Origin of the sequence: Leucobacter luti, from assembly GCF_004217175.1 — a bacterium.
In the GTDB taxonomy this organism is placed as follows: Bacteria; Actinomycetota; Actinomycetes; order Actinomycetales; family Microbacteriaceae; genus Leucobacter; species Leucobacter luti.
The window spans coordinates 1-19,570 of record NZ_SHKI01000002.1 but is presented as its reverse complement, the minus strand read 5'-3'; the positions used below and the strand labels follow the sequence as shown (position 1 = coordinate 19,570).

Genomic DNA, 19,570 nt, shown 5'->3' with positions numbered 1-19,570 from the left:
ATCCCGCGCATCCCCTGCGCTCCCTTGCCGTCGCCCGGGCGCCCCGAGGTGACCGGGCGCCGCGCGCCGCGCTTGCCGCCCGAGGTGTCGTCTGCGTCGTCCACGGAGGTCGCAGACAGCAGCGCTCCGCGCTCGGCGGGCGCGAGCTCACGCATCTCACCGATCCGCAGCGTGCCGAGGTGCAGCGGCCCAAACTGGCGGCGCACCAGCTCCACCACGGGGTGTCCCACGTCGGCGAGCATGCGCCGCACGATGCGGTTGCGGCCGGAGTGCAGCGTGAGCTCCACGAGCGAGTGCGCGCTGCCGGATCCGTCCGGGAGCAGCTTCGCCCGGTCCGCGTGGATCGGGCCGTCCGACAGCTCGATACCGTCCTTGAGGCGCTGGATCACGGCGGGCGTCACCTTGCCGCGCACCTTCGCCACGTAGGTCTTCTGCACGCCGAAACTCGGGTGCGAGAGGCGGTGCGCCAGCTCGCCGTCGTTCGTGAGGATCAGCAGGCCGCTCGTGTCGGTGTCGAGCCGGCCCACGTTGTAGAGCCGGTCGTCGATCTGATCGGTGAACTCGCGCAGGTCGGGGCGGCCGTCCTCGTCGCTCATGGTGGAGACCACGCCGCGCGGCTTGTTGAGCACGAAGTAGCGCTTGGTCGCGTCGAGCTGCACCACGACGCCGTCGACGCGCACCTCGTCGGCGCTCGGGTCGATTCGGGAGCCGAGTTCGCGCTGCGTCTCACCGTTCACGGTGACCCGCCCGCTCGTGATCAGGGTCTCGCAGGCGCGCCGCGAGGCGATGCCGGCGTGCGCGAGGGCCTTCTGCAGGCGGATCCGGCCGTCGTCCTCGGGTGCTCCGTCCGCACCGTCCGCGCCGTCCCGGCCACCGTCGGAGCCTGCGCGGTCACCCGGCCAGCCGAACTCGGCGAGGTCAACCTCAACGTCGGAGCCGTCGACGGAGAACGACCCGCCGAGGCCCGAATCAGAGCGACTCATGTGCAAACCCTTCTGAAGGATCGTCCAGTAGCGGGGCGATCGGTGGCAGCTCGGAGATGTCTCCGATGCCGAGATGTCCAAGCAGCGCGTCGGAGGTGCCGTACAGCGTCGCGGTGGTCTCCGGATCGTGGCCGACCTCGGTGATGAGGCCGCGCGCCAGCAGCGTGCGCACCACCGAGTCGACGTTGACGGCGCGGATCGAGGCGATGGCGCCGCGCGCGATCGGCTGACGATACGCGATCACGGCGAGCGTCTCGAGCGCCGCCTGCGAGAGCCGCGCCGGGCTCTGCTGGTGCACGAAGTCGGCCACAATTGGGTCGAGACTCTCGCGCACGTAGAAGCGGTAGCCGCCAGCCACCTCGCGCAGCTCGAAGCCGCGCTGGCTACCGTCCGCGGTGCCGTCGAAGTCAGCGGCGAGCGCCACGAGCGCCGCCCGCACCTCGCGCACGGGCCGGTCGGTGGCCGTCGCGAGGGCCACCGCGCTCAGCGGCTCGTCGGCGACGATCAGCAGCGCTTCGAGCTGCTGCGCGAGCGTGTGGGCGGCGCGCACCGCCGCGAGGTCGGCGGGCGCAGCACCGGGCGCGGCGGAATCGGACGCGGCGGAATCGGACGCGGCCGGCGCACCGACCGCGCGCTCCGCGGCGATCGCGGCGGCATCCGACGCGGCCGGATAGGCGGCAGTCGCTTCCGCGGCGGCGATGTCGGCGCTGGGCGCGGCGACGATCGAATCGGCGTTTTCGGCGGTGGGCTCAGTCATAGTCGTTCCCCAGTGTCGCGAGTTCGTCGTCGGACCAGCTCTCCCCGGTCCACTGCACCAGCAGCTCCCCGAGCGGCTCGGCCTGCTCGAAGGTGACGGCGGCGCGGCGGTAGAGCTCAAGGATCGCGAGGAAGCGGGCCACGATCACGCCGCGCTCGGACACCCCGGCGATGAGCTCGCGGAAGCTGCGGGCGCCGCCCGAGCGGAGATGCGAGACCACCACGGCGGCCTGCTCCCGGATCGAAACGAGCGGGGCGTGCAGGTGGTCGAGCCCCACGATGGGGATCTCGCGCGGCGCGAACGCGAGCGTCGCGATGGCGGAGAAGTCGGCGGCCGAGAGGGTCCACACGAGCTCGGGCCCGCGCTCGCGGTACTTCGCATCGAGCGGCACGAGCCGCGGGTGGCGGGCCTCCTCCGCGGCGAGGCGCTCCCGGAACCACGCCGTCGCCTGCTTGAACGCGCGGTACTGCAGCAGGCGGGCGAAGAGCAGGTCGCGGGCCTCGAGCAGGGCGATGTCCTCGGCGTCGACCGCTTCCCCCTGCGGCAGCAGGCTCGCGATCTTGAGGTCGAGCAGCGTGGCCGCGACCACGAGGAACTCGGAGGCGCGATCGAGCTCCACGATCCCCTGCCCCTCCAGGGTGGCGAGGTACGAGATGAACTCGTCGGTGACGAGGCTCAGCGAGACCTCGGTGATGTCGAGCTCGTGCTTGCCGATCAGGTTGAGCAGCAGGTCAAACGGGCCGTCGAACACCTCGAGCGAGACGCGAAACTCATCGCCGGCGGCGGGCTCGGCGTGGGCTTCGGGCGCGCTCGACGAACCGGGCGCATCGCGCACGCCCGGCTCCTGGTTCGTGTCGAGCGCTGCCATGACCGTGGTTACGCGACCACACCCCGCTGCACGAGCTCGCGAGCGAGCTTGAGATACGCCTCGGAGGCGGCGTTGGCCGGTGCGTAGTCGAGCACCGACTTCGCCGCGATCTGCGCGTCCGGAAGCTTGACTGTGCGGCCGATCACCGTGTCGAACACGCTGTCGCCGAAGGTGTCGACCACGCGCTCAAGCACCTCGCGGGCGTGGAGCGTGCGCGGGTCGTACATGGTGGCGAGAATGCCGTCGAGCTCAAGCGCCGGGTTGAGGCGATCCCGCACCTTGTCGACCGTCTCCACGAGCAGGGCGACGCCGCGCAGCGCGAAGTACTCGCACGCGAGCGGGATCAGCACGCCGTGGCTCGCCGTGAGGGCGTTCACGGTGAGCAGGCCGAGTGACGGCTGGCAGTCGACGAGGATCACGTCGTAGTCGTCAACGACCTTGCGCAGCACGCCGCCGAGGATCTGCTCGCGGGCCACCTCGGAGACGAGGTGCACCTCCGCGGCGGACAGGTCGATGTTCGCGGGGATCACGTCGAGCCCGGGAGTGCCGGTGTGCTGGATCGCCTCGTGCGGATCCTTCACCTTGCCGAGCATCAGGTCGTAGATCGTCACCACGTCGTGCGCGGGCACGCCGAGACCCGCGGACAGCGCGCCCTGCGGATCGAAGTCGACGGCGAGCACGCGGCGCCCGTACCGCGCGAGCGCGGCAGCCAGGTTGATCGTGCTGGTGGTCTTGCCGACCCCGCCCTTCTGGTTGCACATCGCGATGATGCGCGCGGGTCCGTGCCGTTCAAGCTTTGCGGGCGCAGGGATGATGCGCTCGGGTCGGCCGGTCGGGCCCAGCTCGACCTTTTTTTGCGCCATTCCCTGACCTTCCTCTCGCGTGCCTCGCTAACGCTCCATCCTATCGTGGCCGCGGGCGGCGGCGAGCGCCACCCCTACGCGGCCCCGCCCGAATTCCTGAAGCGCTGATTCGTGATCGCCGTGGGGCGCGGCGGAGCCCATCGAGCGAGCTGCTCCCGAGGGGGCCACGCCTCACTCGAACTCACGCAGGAGATCCGAACTCACGCAGGGAGAATCGGGCGAATCCGTCCGCCTGAGTTCGGATCTCCTGCGCGAGCGCCGCGGAGCCGGGCGCTACAGATCGAGCAGGTCGAGCGCCTGGACCTTCCGGTGGGAGACGAGGCTGCCCAGAATGACGGAGCTCTTGGTGCGCGTGACGACCGAGCACGCGGAGATTGCGAGAAGCACCTCCTGCAGGTGCGTGGTGTCGCGCGCCACGACGCGGCACTGCACATCGGCGCTCCCGGTGGTCGAGAACGCTTCAATGACATGCGGCATCGCCGCCAGGTGTGCCCGAACCTCTTCGAGGCCCTCCTGCTGCACGTTGAGCTGCACCCACGCCTGCACCTCAAATCCCATTGAGGCGAGATCGAGCTGAGTTTCGTGACCGATGATGGTGCCGCTGTCCCAGAGCCGGTCGAGTCGCGCCTTAAACGTAGTCCGAGACACCCCGACGCTCTCTGCGAGCTCACCGAGCGTGGCGCGGGGCTCGTCGCGGAGCGCGCGCAGCACACGTCGATCAAGGTCATCGATTGCCTGATCAGCTCTCCGGTTCATCCTCTGCCCTTTCCTCCGGCCCAGCCGCAGAAGCCCACGGTCACGCCGCAACCATCCTAGTGCGCGAGCGGCATTCGTGCGCCTTTTATGCACCCGAAACCGATCTTCACTTGCATTTTTAAAAGTAGATATGTAATTTGATTATCAGATTGAACGCAGTGAGGCGATCAACTAAACCTTTTGGAGAGTTCGTGAATCTCGGAATCACCCTGATGATCATCGCCTACCTGGCGGTGATGTTCCTCGTGGCCGCGTGGTTGCGCAAGCGAGTGAAAGACGACACTGACTACCTACTCGCCGGCCGCAAGATGGGCGCAGGGCTGATCGCCATTATGCTCCTCGCCACGAACTTCGGCGGCGCGTTCGTTCTGGGAACGAGCCAGGACGCCTACTCGGTTGGCTTCGCGGCCATCTCGTTCGCAATCGGCATCTTTGTCGGGCTGCTGTTCCTCGCGCTGTTCGTGGCAAAGCGCGTGCGCGCCGGCAACTACGTCACGGTGCCAGATTTCCTCGACTCTCGCTTCAATAGCCAGCCCGTCCGACTGCTGGCGTCGACGCTCTCGGTGCTGGCGCTCACCGGCATTCTCGCCGGTCAGGTGGGAGCCGCCGCCTCGTCCCTCACCGCGCTCGGCCTCAATCACACCTGGGGCGCCGTGGTGGGAGTCGTGCTCATCATCGCGTTTACCGTGCTTTCGGGCATGTGGGGCGTTGCAGTCACCGACGCGATCCAGTTCGTGGTAATCGTCGTCGGTCTGCTCATCGTCATGGTCATCGCGGTACAGGCCGCCGGGGGCCTCGGAGAGATCACCGCCACGTTCGCTGCCGCGGGTGTGGGAGAACCGTTCAACCCGCTCAACCAGGGGTGGTCGTTCCTGCTCGGCGCGGCGCTCCCCGTGGTGGTCCACAAACTCGTGGGCCAGGACGTGATGCAGCGAGTGTTCTCGGCGAAGTCGGCGCGCGCCGCCGCCATGGGGGCCGGCGTCGCCGGCGTGCTCACCGCGCTCTTCGCGGTGGTCCCGGCAATCGCTGGCATGGCCGCCCGCGTCATCTTCCCGGATCTCGACCCGACGGTCGGCGTGATGCCGGCGCTCATCAGTTCCGTGCTTCCCGTGTGGGCGGCGGGCATCTTGGTTGCGGCGATTATCTCCGCGGTGGTCTCCACGGCCGATGCGCTCCTGCTCGCCGCGGTGAGCAACATCTCCAACGACTTCTTGCTCCGAGTCAAGAGCCTGCGCGAGAACCCCGCCGCGCAACTGCGCTGGTCCCGGATCCTCACGGTCGCGCTCGGAGTGATCGCACTCGGCATCTCGCTCATCGTGCCGGGTATCATCCAGGTACTCACCATGGCGTTTACCATGTACGGATCTGGAGTGTTTGTGGCGTTCATGTTCGGCCTGTTCACTCGCTTTGGCGGCCGCTGGGCGGCGCTCAGCTCAATGGTGACTGGCGCGATCACGGGCCTGCTCGGACTCACCGGGGTGATCGTGATCGGCGGCGTGCCGACCATCGTGGTCGCGGTCGCGGTGTCCCTTGCCACGTATGTGCTCGCGGCGTTCCTCGCCCGCGAGACGAACGCGGGGAGTGGCGCCCTGGCGCGGACGGACGAGCATGTCGTTGCCTAGCCGCCGCGTTGTCGTCACGGGAGCCGGATCCGGGATCGGGCTCGCCGTCGCGGAGCTGCTCGAAGCGACGGGCACCGAGGTCGTCCGGCTCGACCGCAGCGGGGAGTCCGGAAGCACCGAGTTTGACGTGACCGATGAGCCGAGCTGGGCGGCGCTCAGCGCGGTCGGGGTCACCGGACTCGTACATGCCGCGGGGATCCGCTCCCGCGCGCCCCTCGCCGAGACCTCGCTCGCCGACTTTCGACGCGTCCTCGACGTGAACACCACGGGCACGTTTCTCGCGCTTCGCTGGGCAGCACGCAACGCTCACGCAGCGCTCTCGGTCGTCACGATTTCGTCCGCGGTCATCGACCGCCGCGTCGAGCACCAGCCGGGCTACAACGCGTCCAAGGCCGCGGTGGCCGCGCTCACACGATCCGCGGCGCGTGAACTCGCTCCCCTCGGCACCAGAGTGAACGCCATCGCCCCCGGATCGATCCTCACCCCCATGACCGCCGCGGGGTGGGACGACGCCGCGCACGCCGAACGCATGCGCACCGAGATTCCACTCGGACGCGCGGGCACGGCCGCCGACATCGCAGCGGCCGCGGCGTTCCTGCTCAGCGATGCAAGCGCGTACACCACCGGCACGATCTTGACCGTCGACGGCGGCTGGACCAGCTAGACCGCCACTCACCCCAACGAAAGGACTGCTTTGACCTACGATCCATACGCCGCGCTGCCCGCGGTCGCAGAGTTCACCCTGACCTCGGAGTCCCTGCAGGACGGCGGCCGCATGCCGCTCGCGCAGGTCGCCGGCATGATCGGCACCGGCGGGGGCGACCGTTCGCCGCAGCTGAGCTGGAGCGGCGCGCCCGAGGGCACGCGCAGCTACGCGTTGACGTGCTACGACCCCGATGCCCCCACAGCGAGTGGCTTCTGGCACCTCGCCGCGTACAACCTCTCCCCAGAGCTGAGCTCGCTCGCCGAGGGCGCCATCACCCTCGATCAGGTACTCCCCGAGTACGAGTCCTCGCTCACGCTGCTCCGAAATGACGGCGGCGTGCGCGGGTTCGTGGGCTCCGCTCCGCCCCCCGGGCACGGCGACCACCGCTACATGTTCGTGGTGCACGCACTCGACGTTGCGTCGATCGACCTCGACGAGCTCGCCTCCCCGGGGTTGCTCGGTTTCCAGATGTTCGGTCACACGCTTGGCCGCGCTCGGCTGACCGGAGTTTTCGGGCACTAAAAGTCCACCGTTCGGCACCCGCGGGGCCCCGGAGCACACGCTTCCGGGGCCCCGCTGTGTTCCCGCCCGAGCTCACGCAGGAGATCCGAGCTCACGCAGGAGATCCGAACTCAGGCGGGGAGAATCGGGCGAATCCGTCCGCCTGAGTTCGGATCTCCTGCGTGAGTTCGGCGGAGCGCCGGCGCGCAACGGACCGCGAGCCCGGCGGAATGCGAGTGCGGCGGAGCTGGGCGCGTGCGCGGTGGCGAATGGGCAGCAGCGCGGCAGGCCGCTACCGGGCGCGGGGGTGCGCGAGCAGGTAGTGCTCGCGCAGGGTGTCGGCCGTCACCTGGGTGTAGATCTGCGTGGTGGTCACGGAGGCGTGGCCGAGCAGCTCCTGCACGGTACGCACGTCGGCCCCGCCCGCGAGCAGGTGCGTGGCGAACGAGTGCCGGAGCGTGTGCGGCGACACCTCGGCAGTGATCCCGGCGCGCTCGGCGGCGGCGCGGATCACCAGCCACGCGCTCTGTCGCGAGAGCCGCCCGCCACGGGGGCCAACGAACAGGGCTGGGGTGCCGGATCCGGCAGCGGCCATCTGCGGGCGGGCCCGCACGAGGTACGCGGCGAGCGCGCGCCCCGCGTAGCTGCCGTAGGGCACGATCCGCTGCTTCGAGCCCTTGCCGGTCACCTGGATGAAGCCGCCGTCGGTGAGCGCGCCCTCCGGGTCCAGCCAGGTCTCCCCCGTGCCTGTGCCCGTGAGCAGGTCGTCGAGGTCGAGCGCCGTGACCTCGCTGATACGAGCGCCGCTCGCGTAGAGCAGCTCGAGCAGGGCCCGGTCGCGCAGCGCGACCGGCTCGTCGGATCCGCCACCGCCAGCACCAGCTCCACCGCCAGCACCAGCTCCACCGCCGGCCGCGGCGAGCAGCGCCTCAACGTCCTCAATCGCGAGGGCCTTGGGGAGGCGCTGCGCGCGCTTCGGGGTGCGCACCCCGCTCCCGGCGTGGGTGTCGAGCAGCCCCTCTTCGAACAGGAAGCGGTGCATGCCGCGCACAGTCGAGAGCCGACGCGTGATCGACGCCGGGGCGAGGGGCTGCGCCGGGTCGCCGAGCGCCACGACGTAGGCTGACAGCGTCTCGGGCGTCACCTGGCCAAGGTCGGTGATCCCCTGCTCGGCGAGCCACGCGGTGTACGCGGTGAGGTCGCGCCGGTAGGCCGCCTGGCTGTTCACGGAGAGGCCCAGTTCGAGGGCGACGTGGCGCAGGAAGCGCTGCGCGCCCTGTGCCGCGCTCACACCCATCAGGAGGAGCGCTCTCCCCGGGCGGCCGCGCGCGCCGTCCACGGCAGATCAGCGTCGCGCACGGTGCGCCAGCTGGCGGCGCGGGCCGCGGCCGCGGCGAGCACGGCGCTGACGGTCACGGCGTTCTGAATCCGGCCGTCGAGGGCCGCCGCAACGGCGTCGTCGAGCGGCACCCAGTGCGGCACCAGCTCGGCTTCTTCCTCCGAGCGGACGTAGTCGTGAGTCGCCTCGTGCACGTCGCGCGCGATGAAGATCCGCATTGCCTCGCTCGTGCCGCCGGGCGACAGAAAGAGGTCAAGCAGGATCCCCCAGCTCTCGGCGCGCAGGTCCGCCTCCTCGGCGAGTTCCCGCTGCGCACCCACGAGCCCGGACTCCCCCGGCATGTCCATGAGGCCGGCGGGGATCTCCCAGTCGCGGTGGCCGATCGCGTGCCGGTACTGCTGGATCAGCAGCACGCGGTCCTCGGCGTCGAGCGCGAGCACCGCGACCGCGCCGGGATGGTCGAGGTAGTCGCGCACCAGCTCGGCGTCGCCGAACTCGAACGTGTCGCGGCGCACGTCCCAGACGTGCCCGCGCACGAGCAGCTCGCTGTCGAGCACGACCACGTCGGCCGGCTCGTCGGCGAGCTGCTCGCTGCCCGCAGGGGGCTCGTTACGCACTGACCGCTGCCTCGGCGTCGCCGTCGAAGAGGCGCGCGGCGTCGCGGCGATCAATTGCCGCCCCCACGAGGCCCGCGAACAGCGGGTGCGGGGTGCCGGGCCGCGAGCGCAACTCGGGGTGCGCCTGCGTGGCGATGTAGAACGGGTGCTGGTCCGTGGGCAGCTCGACGTACTCGACGAGCTCGCCATCGGGGCTGGTGCCCGAGAAGGAGAGCCCGGCGGCCGCGATCTGCTCGCGGTAGCGGTTGTTCACCTCGTAGCGGTGGCGGTGCCGCTCACTCGCGGTGGGCGCCCCGTAGAGCTGCGCGGCGAGGGAGCCCTCGGCGAGCGCCGCCTCGTACAGGCCGAGGCGCATGGTGCCGCCCAGGTCGCCGCCGTCGATGATGTCCACCTGCTCGGCCATGGTCGCGATCACGGGCACCGCGGTGTCCGGGTCGAACTCTGAGGACGATGCGCCCTCCAGGCCGGCGACGTTGCGCGCGTACTCGATCACCATGCACTGCAGGCCGAGGCACAGGCCCAGGGTGGGGATCCCGTTCTCGCGGGCGAACCGCAGCGCGCCGAGCTTGCCCTCGATGCCGCGGATGCCGAAGCCGCCGGGCACGCAGATCCCGTCGACGTCGCCGAGCGCCTCGCGGGCCCCGTCGTGCGTCTCGCAGCTGTCGGACGGCACCCAGCGCAGGTTCACCTTGGTGGAGTGCGCAAAGCCGCCGGCGCGCAGCGCCTCGGTGACCGAGAGGTACGCGTCGGGCAGGTCGATGTACTTGCCGACGAGCGCGAGGGTGACCTCGCCCTTCGGGTTGTGCACCGCGTCGAGCACGGGCTGCCAGGCAGCCCAGTCGACCTCGGCGGCGCGCTGCTGCAGGCCGAAGTTCTCGACGATGATCGAGTCGAGCCCCTGGTCGTTGAGCAGCGTGGGGAGGTCGTAGATGCTGGGCACGTCGACCGCGTTGATCACCGCACGCTCTTCGACGTCGCACATGAGCGCGATCTTGCGCTTGTTCGACTCGGTGACGGGGCGATCCGAGCGCAGCACGAGCGCGTCGGGCTGGATCCCGATCGAGCGCAGGGCGGCGACCGAGTGCTGGGTCGGCTTCGTCTTCTGTTCACCCGACGCGCCCATGAACGGCACGAGCGAGACGTGCACGAAGAACACGTTGCCGCGGCCGAGCTCGTGGCGCACCTGACGTGCGGCCTCGAGGAACGGCTGCGACTCGATGTCGCCCACCGTGCCGCCGACCTCGGTGATGATCACGTCTGGCTGGGGCACCTCAGCCGACTGCAGGCGCATGCGGCGCTTGATCTCGTCGGTGATGTGCGGGATCACCTGCACGGTCTGGCCGAGGTACTCGCCGCGGCGCTCCTTGGCGATGACCTGCTGGTAGATCTGTCCGGTTGTCACGTTGGCCGCCTGCGACAGGTTGATGTCGAGGAAGCGCTCGTAGTGGCCGATATCGAGATCCGTCTCCGCGCCGTCGTCGGTCACGAAGACCTCGCCGTGCTCGAACGGATTCATCGTGCCCGGATCCACGTTCAGATAGGGATCCAGCTTCTGCATGACGACGTGCAGTCCGCGCGCTGTCAGGAGATTGCCGAGGCTCGCGGCCGTCAATCCCTTGCCGAGCGAGGAGACGACACCCCCGGTCACGAAGATGTGTTTGGTTGTACGGGCCTGGTCCGTGCTCTGCTCTGTTCCCACGGGCTTCGATCCTATCAGTTGTGTCCGGGTGTGGCGTGCGAGTTCGGCTGCGGGTTACCGCAGCTCTTGTCGCGGCACCCACACCTGCTTGATCACCATGAGCACCATCGCGGTGACGGGGATCGAAATCAGGGCGCCGAGCAGGCCGAGCAGCGTGCCGCCGGCGAGCGCGCCGATCACCACGAGCGAGCCGGGGACCGACACCACGCGGTTCATGATGCGCGGGGTCAGCACGTAGGACTCGATCTGCATGTAGACCAGGTAGTACGCGGCGGCGATAATCGCGGTCATCGGCGAGTCGAACAGTGCGACGGTGGCGACGAGCACGGTCGCGACGACCGAGCCGATGAGGGGGATCATCGCGAGCAGGAACACGCCAACAGCGACCAGGCCCGCGAACGGGACCCCCACGATCGTCATCATCACGAAGCCCAGCACCGAGTTGATAAACGCGAGCACCACCATGCCGCTCAGGTAGCCGCCCACCGACTTGGTGACCTGCTCGGTGATGTCCATCACCTTCGCGCGCCCGGAGCGCGCCACGAGCGAGTAGAACGCGCGCTTGATGGTGCGCAGCGAGGCGAGGAAGTACAGGGTGAGGATCAGCACGATCAGGCCCGCGGTGAGGCCGTTTGCCACGCCGACGCCGGCCTGCCACACGCCGCCCGCAACCTGCGCCCAGTTCTCGGGCTTACTGACCAGGTCCTGCCCGGTCTTGAGGAGCCCGTCGAAGTCGATGAACTTGCCGAAGTTCTGGTTCATTTCAACGAACCACTGCTGGTGCGTGATGTCGCGGAACAGCGTCGGCGCGCTCCGGATCAGGAGCGTGACCTGGTTGGCGATCATGGGGATGATGACCGCGAGCAGCGCCGCGATGATCACCACGAAGCCGCCGAACACCACGCCGATGCCGAGCCCGCGCCCGAGACCCTTGCGCTCAAGCCAGCGCACCACCGGGTCGAGGCCGAGCGCCACGAACAGTGCGGCGACCACGTACATGATGATCGTGGTGAGCTGGTCGACCATCCCCCCGAAGAGCATCGCGACGAGCACGCCCAGCGTCACCGTGAAGCCGAGCTGGAACGGCCCGCGGATCACGAACTCGCGGGTCGGCACCTTCGAACGCTCCTCGTGCGCGTCCTGCGCCGCCTCGCGGGCGTCGCGGTACATCTCACGCGTGTCAGCGTCCATCTGCTCGATATCCGCGTGCACCACGTCCGGATGCGAGTCGAGATACGCCGCTTTCGCGGCTTCATCCGCCCCCGGAGTCGGAGTGGACGGGGCCCCCTGTTGCCGTCGTCGGCCGAACAACTTCACCATGTGTGGAGCGTAGCAGCCCGCGCGCCCCGCGCGGCAGAACTCGCGGCGGAATGCGCGGCCGGACCGGCCAGTCCGCGGGCTCGGCCGGCCATCAGGTGGGCCGGCGGATCACGCGGCGATCCCGGCGGGCTCGTCCCGGCGGGTCGCCCCGTCCGGCTCGGCGGCGAGGCTACTCCTCGCGCAGGGCCAGCAGCTCGGCGGCGTGCTCAAGCGCGCTCTCCGAGTCGCTCAGCCCCGAGAGCAGGCGCGCCATCTCGGCGAGCCGCTCGTCGCCGTCGAGGCGGCGGCAGCTCGACTCCGTGAAGCCGCCGGCCGAGTCCTTGACCACCTGCAGGTGGTTGCCCGCGAACGCGGCGACCTGCGCGAGGTGGGTGACCACGATCACCTGCGACGAGCGGGCCAGGCGCGCGAGGCGCCGGCCAATCTCGATCGCGGCGGCACCGCCCACCCCCGCGTCGACTTCGTCAAACACGAATGTCGGCACCGGATCGACGCCGGCGACCACCACTTCGAGCGCGAGCATCACGCGCGACAGCTCGCCGCCCGATGCGCTCTTGGCAATTGGCCGCGGCGTGGCGCCGGGGTGCGGGCTCAGCAGCAACTGCACCTCATCCGCGCCGGCGCCGCCGAGCGCGTCGAGCGGGGTCACGAGCACGGTGAACGCCGCGTCGGGGAGCGCGAGCTGGCGCAGCTCGACGGTCACGAGCTCGGAGAGTCGCGCCGCGGCGGCCGTGCGCAGCTCGGTGAGGCGATTCGCGAGGCTCCGCTCCTGAGCGGTGACGTCGTCGAGCTGCCGGGCGAGCTCGCCAATCAGCTCGTCGTCGCCCTCAAGCTCGGTGAGGCGGACCGCGCCGTGGGCCGAGTACTCGATCACCGCGGCCGCGTCGACGCCGTACAGCCGGAACAGGCCGTTGAGCGCCGCGAGCCGCTGGTTGGCGCGGGCGAGCTCGCCCGGCCCCTCCACGTCGAGGTCGTCCACGTACGCGGCGAGCTCGCGGGCGGCGTCGGCCACCTGAAAGCTCACGCTGCGCAGCGCTTCGAGCACCGTGCCCAGGCGCTCGTCGTGCGCGGCGACGCGCTCAAGCTCGCGCACGGCGGCGTCGATCAGGCTGCCGGCGTCGCGGCTCATCGGGTCGTCCGACTCGGTCGCAAGCGCCTCGTGCGCCTCCGCGGTGGCGGAGCGCAGGGCCTCGACGTTGCTCAGCAGGTCGATCCGCGCGGTGAGCTCTGCGTCCTCCCCCGGCTGGGGGTCCACGGCGGCGATCTCGTCGAGCTCGGCTTTCAGCCGGGCGGCCTCCGCGGCCCGCTCGTCGCGGGCGGCCGTCAGCTCGGCGACCCGCTCCGCGAGCTCGCGCCGGGCGCGGTGCGCGGCGCGATACTCGGCGAGCACCCCGCCGAGCTCGGCCCCGCCGAAGCGGTCGAGGGTGTCGCGCTGCGCCGCGGCCGAGCGCAGTCGCAGCTGCTCCGACTGGCCGTGCACGGCAAAGAGCCGTTCGGCGAGCTTCGCGAGGCTCCCCACCGGGGTGCTCGCGCCGCCCACGCTCGCGCGGCTGCGCCCCTCGGCGGAGACCGTGCGGCTGAGCACCAGCTCGCCGTCCTCGACGTCGCCGCCGAGCTCGTCGACCAGTTCGGCGACCGCCGGATCCGCCGTGTGGATGAGGCCGTTGACGCGCGCCTGCGCGGCGCCCGCGCGCACGGCACCCGCGTCGCTGCGCTCGCCCATGAGCAGACCGAGCGCGCTCACCACCATCGTCTTGCCCGCGCCGGTCTCGCCCGTGATCGCCGTGAACCCGGGCCCGAGCGGGAGGGTCGCGTCGGCGATCACGCCGAGGTCGCGGATCCGCAGCTCGTCGATCATGCGCGCCCCTCGCGCCCGTTGCCGCGCCACCCGGATACCGGGAGGTGGAACTTCCGCACGAGGCGGTCTGAGAACGGCGCCTCCGTGAGCCGCGCGAGCCGCACCGAGTGCGGCGAGCGACGCACGCGCACGATCGACCCGGCGGGCAGTTCGGTGCGCCGCCGGCCGTCGCACCACAGCACGCCGGGACCCACGTTCTCGGGCAGGATCCGCACGCTGAGCTCGGAGTCGGTGCCCGTAACGAGCGGCCGGCTGAACAGCGCGTGCGCCGCGATCGGCACCATCAGCATCGCCTGCACGCCCGGCCACACGACGGGGCCGCCCGCCGAGAACGCGTACGCGGTCGACCCGGTGGGGGTGGCCACGACCATCCCGTCGCACGCGAACGAAGAGACGGGCAGGCCGTCTACCCCGATCTCGACCTCCAGCATGCGGCGACGCTTCTCGACGCTCGCCTCGTTGAGCGCCCACGTGTCGGCGATCACTTCGCCGTCAAGGCTCGCGGTGACCTCGAGCGTGAGGCGTTCCTCGACCGTGTAGTCGCGCCACAGCACGCGCTCGATCGTGGACGCGAGGTCGAAGCTCTCCATCTCGGCAAGGAACCCGACGTGGCCGAGGTTGACCCCGACGATGGGACACTGCGAGCCGCGCAGCAGCTCGGCCGCGCGCAGGATCGTGCCGTCGCCGCCGAGCACGATCGCGACCTCAAGCTGGGTGACCGCCACGTCGACGCCGAGGCGCGCGACACGCGACACGTCGAGGTGCGGCGCAAACTCGTCGCAATCATCGCTGTCGAACACCGGCACCACGCCGGCCCCCTGCAGCGCGGACACGGCCGCGAGGGTCGCCGCGACCGCCTCTTCTCGGTGCGTGTGTGACACGATGAGGAATCGCCGCGGTTCACCGCCTGGCACCGTGGTGGTCATTGCGCTCCCTCCGCTCGCCCCGAGTCGGTCCCGTGAGCAGACTGCGGCAGACCGCACAACTGCGCGATCCGCCCCTCCCATTCTGTCGGATGGGCCCCCGAACCTGGCACAAAGTGCGCCAGGAATTCACGGTTCCCGCTGCCGCCCGCGATCGGCGAGGCGGCGAGGCCGGCCGCCGAGAACCCCTGCGCAGCGGCTGCGCGGAGCACGATCCGAATCGCCTCGGCCCACTTCTCCGGCGAGGTGACCACGCCGTCGCGCACGCGGCCCACCTCGAACTGCGGTTTGACGAGCAGCACGAGATCGGCGGTCGCGGCGGCGACGCGCGCGATCGCGGGAAACACCAGCGACAGCGAGATGAACGAGAGATCGGCCACCACGAGATCGGGCGCCTCGGCCACCCCGGTGTCGGCGGCCAGGTTCTCGGCGGTGAGCTCGCGCGCGTTGCGACCCTCGACGAGGCGCACGCGCGGATCGTCGCGGAGCTGCTGCGCGAGCTGATCCCGCCCCACGTCGATCGCCTGCACCACGCGCACGTCGCGCTCAAGGAGCACCTGCGTGAAGCCGCCGGTGGAGGCACCGAGGTCGAGCGCCGTGCGGCCGGCGACCGGGATCTCAAACGCGTCGAGCGCCGCGATCAGCTTGTGCGCCGCCCGGCCCACGTAGTGGTCATCGCCCGCGACGTCGATCCGGGAGCCGGGCGAGACGCGCAGCCCGGGCTTGACGGCAACCCGGCCGTCAACGCTCACGCCGCCCGCGGCGATCAGCTCGGTCGCCCGGCTGCGCGAGCGCGCAAGACCGAGCTCGGGCAGCACCCGGTCGAGGCGGCCGGGCTCGCCAGCCCAGACCGCGCTGGAGCGCGCGGTGGCGGCGGGTTCAGGCGCCACCGTGGTCGCCCCGCTGCAGCTCTGCGAGCAGCTCGTCGTGCAGCTGCTCAAACCCGGCCGCGCGCTGCTGCAGCGGCTGGGACTCAATGATCTCGATGCGTCCGAGCAGGCCGTCGTCGCTCGGACCCGCGGCCTCCGCGGCTGGAGTAGTCGGCTCGAAATCGGTCATGTGACCAGCCTAGCCCCAGCCTCCGACGCGCGCGCCGAGCGACGTGCGGGGCGCGCGTCAGCTCAGCTCCAGTGATCCTCGTACAGTCGCTCGGGCACCTGGAGGCCGTAGATCGCGAGCCCGGAGGCCCAGATCGCGGCGCACCCGGCGCGAAGCAGGTTGATCGCCGAGTCGCCCTCGGCGTCGATCCGCACGATGTGCCCGTCCATTCCGACGCGGGCCGTGCCCACCTGCATGCTGCCGTCCTTGCGCTGCACCGTTTCCGGGTACGGCTCATGCAGCTCCGCGAGAGAGGCCACGATGAAGTCCGGGTGCATGTCGCGTGACGCGGCAACAAGCTGCTTGGGACGGTCGACGCCGGTGAGCACGTGCAGCGACGGGATGCCGGCGGCGCGCGCGCCCTTCATGTCGGTGTCGAGCCGATCGCCGATCATCAGCGCGTTGCGCGTTCCGAAGCGGTCGAACGCCGCCTCGAAGATCGGGGTCTCGGGCTTCCCCGCGAACACCGGGAGCCGCTGCACTGCCGTGTGCACGGCGGAAACGAGCGTGCCGTTTCCGGGTGCGAGGCCGCGGGCGACCGGGATCGTCCAGTCGGTGTTCGTCGCGATCCAGGGCAGCGGGTCGCGGCCCGGCTGCTCGGCCAGCGCAAACGCGGCCTCCGCGAGGTGCACCCAGCCGACCTCGGGCGCGAAGCCCTGCAGTACCGCGTCGGGATTGTCGTCGGCGCTGCGCGTCACCTCATAACCGGCCTTCGCCAGCTCATCGGTGAGGCCCTCGCCACCCACCACGAGCACGCGGGCGCCCGGCGCCAGCGTCTCGCGCAGCAGCGCAACCGCCGCCTGCGGCGAGGTGACCACGTCGCCGGGAGCGGCGTGGAGCCCGAGCTCGCTGAGGTGGGCTGCCACCGCCACGTCGGTGCGGGATGCGTTGTTCGTGATGTAGCCGAGCTGGACGCGCTCGCCCGCGCGGTTCAGTTCGGCGACCGCGCCCGGGATCGCGCCGGGCCCGCGGTAGACCACGCCGTCGAGGTCCGCGAGCAGCAGCTCGCGGCCCTCGATGGGCGCCGCCCCGAGCGGAGTGGGCTTGCGACCGAAGAGGCTCACTCCGACCGCTCCTCGGCCTCCGGCTCCGCGGGAGCGTCATCGGTGATGCCGGCCGCGGCGAGTAGCTCGTCGACCTCGTCCTCGATCGAGATGTCCTCGACCGCGGGATCCTCGATAGCGGGCCCCTCGGTAGCGGGCTCCTCGGTCTCAGGCTGCTCCGCTTCGGGCTGTTCGGTCTCGGGCTCTGCCCCCACGGGGTCGGCCGCTTCTGCCTCGGCTTCGGCCTCGGCCTCGGCCTCGGCCTCGGCGGCATCAGCATCAGCATCAGCATCAGCATCAGCATCAGCATCAGCATCAGCATCAGCGTCGTATTCTGCGTCGAACTCGGGCTCGAGCTCGGACTCCTCGATCTCGAAGACCTCGAGCTCGTCGCTCCCGCCGTGGTGCTCGGCGAGCGCCGCGAAGGCGCGGTCGGCGTGCTGGTTCCAGGTCTTCGCCTCGGAGGCGCGACCGAGGTCCTCGAGCACGGCCGCGTAGGCCGCGAACAGTGCCGGGCTCCACGAGAACGCCTTCTTGGGGTTCAGCTCAGGGATCTCAAGCTCGAACAGCGCCTGCTGCGTCTGTCCCAGGTCAAGCCGGGCGCCCGACATCGCGATCGCGAGGTGCACGCGCGCGTCGGTGTCGAGAGTCTGTGCATCAACCTCGAGGCCCGTCTCGATCGCCTTCTCCGGGCGGCCGAGGCCCCGCTCGCAGTCGACCATCAGGGCCACGTGCCCGTCGAGCCCGCTGAGGCGGCGGTAGGTGCGGAACTCGCGAAGCGCGAGCGCGTAGTCGCCCGTGCGGTACGCCGTGATCGCGAGGGTCTCGCGGGCGACCGGGATCCGGCCGGCCCGGCGGCTCGCCGAGACGGCGTGCTGGTGCGCGAGCTCGGGATCGTCGTCAATCAGGAACGCAACCATGGCGAGGTGCCGCGAGACGCGCTCCTGCACGTCCGGCTGGAGCGTCTTCAGCTCATTGCGCGCCGAGGGGTGCAGGTCGCGCGCGTCAACCTCGTCCGGGATGAGAGGGTCCGCGTGCTCGGCACGCACGGGGCGCAGCTCGTGCTGCAAGCGCTCTGCCTCGGTGAACTCGCGGTCGCTGCCGCCGCGGTCACTGCGGCCGCCGCCGCGGGTGCCACCGCGGCCGTAGCTCTCGCGCGGGTCACGCTGCCGGTCACCGCGGGGCGCCTGGCGGGAGTCGCGGTCGCCACGGTACGGCGGGCGGCCGCCGCGATCGTCACGGTCACCGCGCTGCGGGCGGCGGTCGTCACGGTCGTTGCGGTCGTTGCGGTCGCCGCAAGGCGACTGCCGGTCGCCGCGATCGTTCCGGTCATTCCGGTCGCCACGGTACGGGGCCCGCCCGTCGCGGTCGTCACGCTGCGGGCGGCGCGAGTCGCCGTCGGTCCAGGTGGGACGGCGGTCGCCGCGGTCCTCGCGGAAGCCCTGGCGCTGGCCGCGGTCACCGCGGTCGTCACGCTGCGGTCGCCGGTCGTCGCCGCCGCGGTAGTTGGGGCGATCGCCCCGATCCCCGCGATCGCTGGGCCGCTCGTCGCGGTTTCCGCGGTATGCGGGGCGCTCCCCGCGGTCGTCGCGCTGGGGACGACGATCGTCGCCACCACGGTAGCTCGGACGGTCACCGCGGTCGTTCGGACGCGAGTCGCGGTCGCCGCGGTAGGCCGGACGCCCGCCGCGATCATCGCGCTGCGGGCGACGGTCGTCGCCACCACGGGAGTTCGGGCGATCGTTGCGGTCGCCGCGGTACGGGGCGCGCCCGTCGCGGTCATCCCGCTGCGGCCGGCGATCATCGCCACCCCGATAGTTTGGGCGGTCACCGCGGTCGTCCCGCTGCGGCCGGCGATCGTCGCCACCGCGGTAGTTCGGGCGGTCACCGCGGTCGTCCCGCTGCGGCCGGCGATCGTCGCCACCACGATAGTTCGGGCGGTCACCACGATCATTTGGACGCGAGTCGCGGTCGCCGCGGTAGGCCGAACGCCCGCCGCGATCATCGCGCTGCGGGCGGCGGTCGTCGCCGCCACGGGAGTTCGGGCGATCGTTGCGGTCGTTGCGGTCGCCGCGGTACGACGGGCGGTCGCCACGGTCGTCGCGCTGCGGGCGGCGATCATCGCCACCGCGATAGCTCGGGCGATCACCGCGATCGTTCCGATCGTTGCGGGGCGCGTAGCCGCCGCGCTGACCCTCGCGTGCGGGCCGCTGGCCGCCGCGATCATTGCGATCGCCACGGTCGTTCCAGCTGCCGCCCTCGCGGCGCTGCTGCGGCCGCCCGGAGTCCGAGCGACCCGACCGGTCGTCCTGACGCGAGCGCGGGCCGTCGGCCCGATCTCCCCGGTACGGGGATCCCTCGCGGCGCTTGCGGGGGGCGCCGTCGTCCGGGCGCTCTCTGTTGTCCCGATCGTTCATAAAGCTGCCTCCCGCTGCACGCTATTGAAATAAAAAGTCTATAAATGAGTCGAGGGTCGCATCCAAGGATAACCATCACTGGTTTCCCTTGGATACGACCCTCGATAAAAGGTGTCCGGCGGTGTCCTACTCTCCCACACCCTCCCGAGTGCAGTACCATCGGCGCAGTCAGTCTTAGCTTCCGGGTTCGGAATGTGACC

Annotated in this window: 18 protein-coding genes, 1 rRNA gene and 1 pseudogene; 4 read left to right on the top strand and 16 right to left on the bottom strand. The window is 70.8% G+C overall.

What is annotated here, in order from left to right:
- Positions 1-113 precede the first annotated feature (113 nt).
- The 5 genes and pseudogenes from EV139_RS00110 to EV139_RS00090 all read right to left on the bottom strand — a co-directional run.
- A pseudogene (locus EV139_RS00110) lies at positions 114-821 on the bottom strand (pseudouridine synthase); the annotation flags it as partial.
- Positions 822-969: 148 nt separating this feature from the next.
- Positions 970-1,533, bottom strand: a complete 564-nt coding sequence (gene scpB, locus EV139_RS00105; RefSeq protein ID WP_130452836.1) for an SMC-Scp complex subunit ScpB — start codon at positions 1,531-1,533, stop codon at positions 970-972.
- 199 nt (positions 1,534-1,732) lie between these two features.
- Entirely contained in the window at positions 1,733-2,608 is an 876-nt protein-coding gene (locus EV139_RS00100) for a segregation and condensation protein A (RefSeq protein ID WP_130452306.1), read from the bottom strand.
- An 8-nt stretch (positions 2,609-2,616) separates the two neighbouring features.
- Positions 2,617-3,471 carry a ParA family protein gene (locus EV139_RS00095; protein ID WP_130452305.1) on the bottom strand — a complete coding sequence of 285 codons (855 nt, stop codon included), beginning with the start codon at positions 3,469-3,471 and terminating at the stop codon, positions 2,617-2,619.
- Positions 3,472-3,744: 273 nt separating this feature from the next.
- A complete protein-coding gene (locus EV139_RS00090) occupies positions 3,745-4,227 on the bottom strand; it encodes an Lrp/AsnC family transcriptional regulator (protein WP_130452304.1) in 483 nt (160 codons plus the stop codon).
- Positions 4,228-4,418: 191 nt separating this feature from the next.
- On the opposite strand from EV139_RS00090, the gene EV139_RS00085 reads away from it, so the two are divergent.
- The 3 genes from EV139_RS00085 to EV139_RS00075 are packed head-to-tail and all read left to right on the top strand — an operon-like array spanning position 4,419 to position 7,077.
- Entirely contained in the window at positions 4,419-5,849 is a 1,431-nt protein-coding gene (locus EV139_RS00085; RefSeq protein ID WP_130452303.1) for a sodium:solute symporter family protein, read from the top strand.
- Positions 5,836-6,513 carry an SDR family NAD(P)-dependent oxidoreductase gene (locus EV139_RS00080; RefSeq protein ID WP_157992954.1) on the top strand — a complete coding sequence of 226 codons (678 nt, stop codon included), beginning with the start codon at positions 5,836-5,838 and terminating at the stop codon, positions 6,511-6,513. Before EV139_RS00085 ends, EV139_RS00080 begins: the two co-directional genes overlap by 14 nt.
- 30 nt (positions 6,514-6,543) lie before the next feature.
- Entirely contained in the window at positions 6,544-7,077 is a 534-nt protein-coding gene (locus EV139_RS00075) for a YbhB/YbcL family Raf kinase inhibitor-like protein (protein WP_237465669.1), read from the top strand.
- Positions 7,078-7,348: 271 nt separating this feature from the next.
- Here EV139_RS00075 and EV139_RS00070 read toward each other — a convergent pair whose 3' ends face one another.
- The 10 genes from EV139_RS00070 to EV139_RS00025 all read right to left on the bottom strand — a co-directional run bounded on the left by EV139_RS00070 (position 7,349) and on the right by EV139_RS00025 (position 18,023).
- Entirely contained in the window at positions 7,349-8,353 is a 1,005-nt protein-coding gene (locus tag EV139_RS00070; protein ID WP_130452301.1) for a site-specific tyrosine recombinase XerD, read from the bottom strand.
- Complete coding sequence (locus EV139_RS00065; protein ID WP_130452300.1) at positions 8,353-9,012, bottom strand: NUDIX domain-containing protein; 660 nt, start codon at positions 9,010-9,012, stop codon at positions 8,353-8,355. The genes EV139_RS00070 and EV139_RS00065 overlap by 1 nt, the downstream gene beginning before the upstream one ends.
- Positions 9,005-10,711, bottom strand: coding sequence for a CTP synthase (locus EV139_RS00060; RefSeq protein WP_130452299.1), 1,707 nt, complete (start codon positions 10,709-10,711; stop codon positions 9,005-9,007). Before EV139_RS00060 ends, EV139_RS00065 begins: the two co-directional genes overlap by 8 nt.
- 54 nt (positions 10,712-10,765) lie before the next feature.
- On the bottom strand, positions 10,766-12,031 hold the full coding sequence (locus tag EV139_RS00055; protein WP_130452298.1) for an AI-2E family transporter: 1,266 nt from the start codon (positions 12,029-12,031) through the stop codon (positions 10,766-10,768).
- A 169-nt stretch (positions 12,032-12,200) separates the two neighbouring features.
- Positions 12,201-13,889 (bottom strand): DNA repair protein RecN, encoded by a 1,689-nt coding sequence (gene recN / locus EV139_RS00050; RefSeq protein WP_130452297.1) that lies wholly within the window; start codon positions 13,887-13,889, stop codon positions 12,201-12,203.
- A complete protein-coding gene (locus EV139_RS00045) occupies positions 13,886-14,815 on the bottom strand; it encodes an NAD kinase (protein ID WP_130452296.1) in 930 nt (309 codons plus the stop codon). The genes recN and EV139_RS00045 overlap by 4 nt, the downstream gene beginning before the upstream one ends.
- Complete coding sequence (locus EV139_RS00040; protein WP_198677393.1) at positions 14,812-15,702, bottom strand: TlyA family RNA methyltransferase; 891 nt, start codon at positions 15,700-15,702, stop codon at positions 14,812-14,814. The genes EV139_RS00045 and EV139_RS00040 overlap by 4 nt, the downstream gene beginning before the upstream one ends.
- Positions 15,692-15,871, bottom strand: a complete 180-nt coding sequence (locus tag EV139_RS00035; protein ID WP_130452295.1) for a hypothetical protein — start codon at positions 15,869-15,871, stop codon at positions 15,692-15,694. The genes EV139_RS00040 and EV139_RS00035 overlap by 11 nt, the downstream gene beginning before the upstream one ends.
- A 62-nt stretch (positions 15,872-15,933) precedes the next feature.
- Complete coding sequence (locus EV139_RS00030) at positions 15,934-16,974, bottom strand: HAD-IIA family hydrolase (protein ID WP_130452294.1); 1,041 nt, start codon at positions 16,972-16,974, stop codon at positions 15,934-15,936.
- Entirely contained in the window at positions 16,971-18,023 is a 1,053-nt protein-coding gene (locus EV139_RS00025) for a hypothetical protein (RefSeq protein WP_237465671.1), read from the bottom strand. The genes EV139_RS00030 and EV139_RS00025 overlap by 4 nt, the downstream gene beginning before the upstream one ends.
- Here EV139_RS00025 and EV139_RS00020 point away from each other — a divergent pair.
- Positions 17,988-19,403: a hypothetical protein gene (locus EV139_RS00020; RefSeq protein ID WP_130452293.1), complete on the top strand. Its 1,416-nt coding sequence runs from the start codon at positions 17,988-17,990 to the stop codon at positions 19,401-19,403. The two genes, EV139_RS00025 and EV139_RS00020, sit on opposite strands and share 36 nt — an antisense overlap.
- Before the next feature lie 80 nt (positions 19,404-19,483).
- Here EV139_RS00020 and rrf read toward each other — a convergent pair.
- Positions 19,484-19,570, bottom strand: a 5S ribosomal RNA gene (gene rrf, locus EV139_RS00015); the annotation flags it as partial.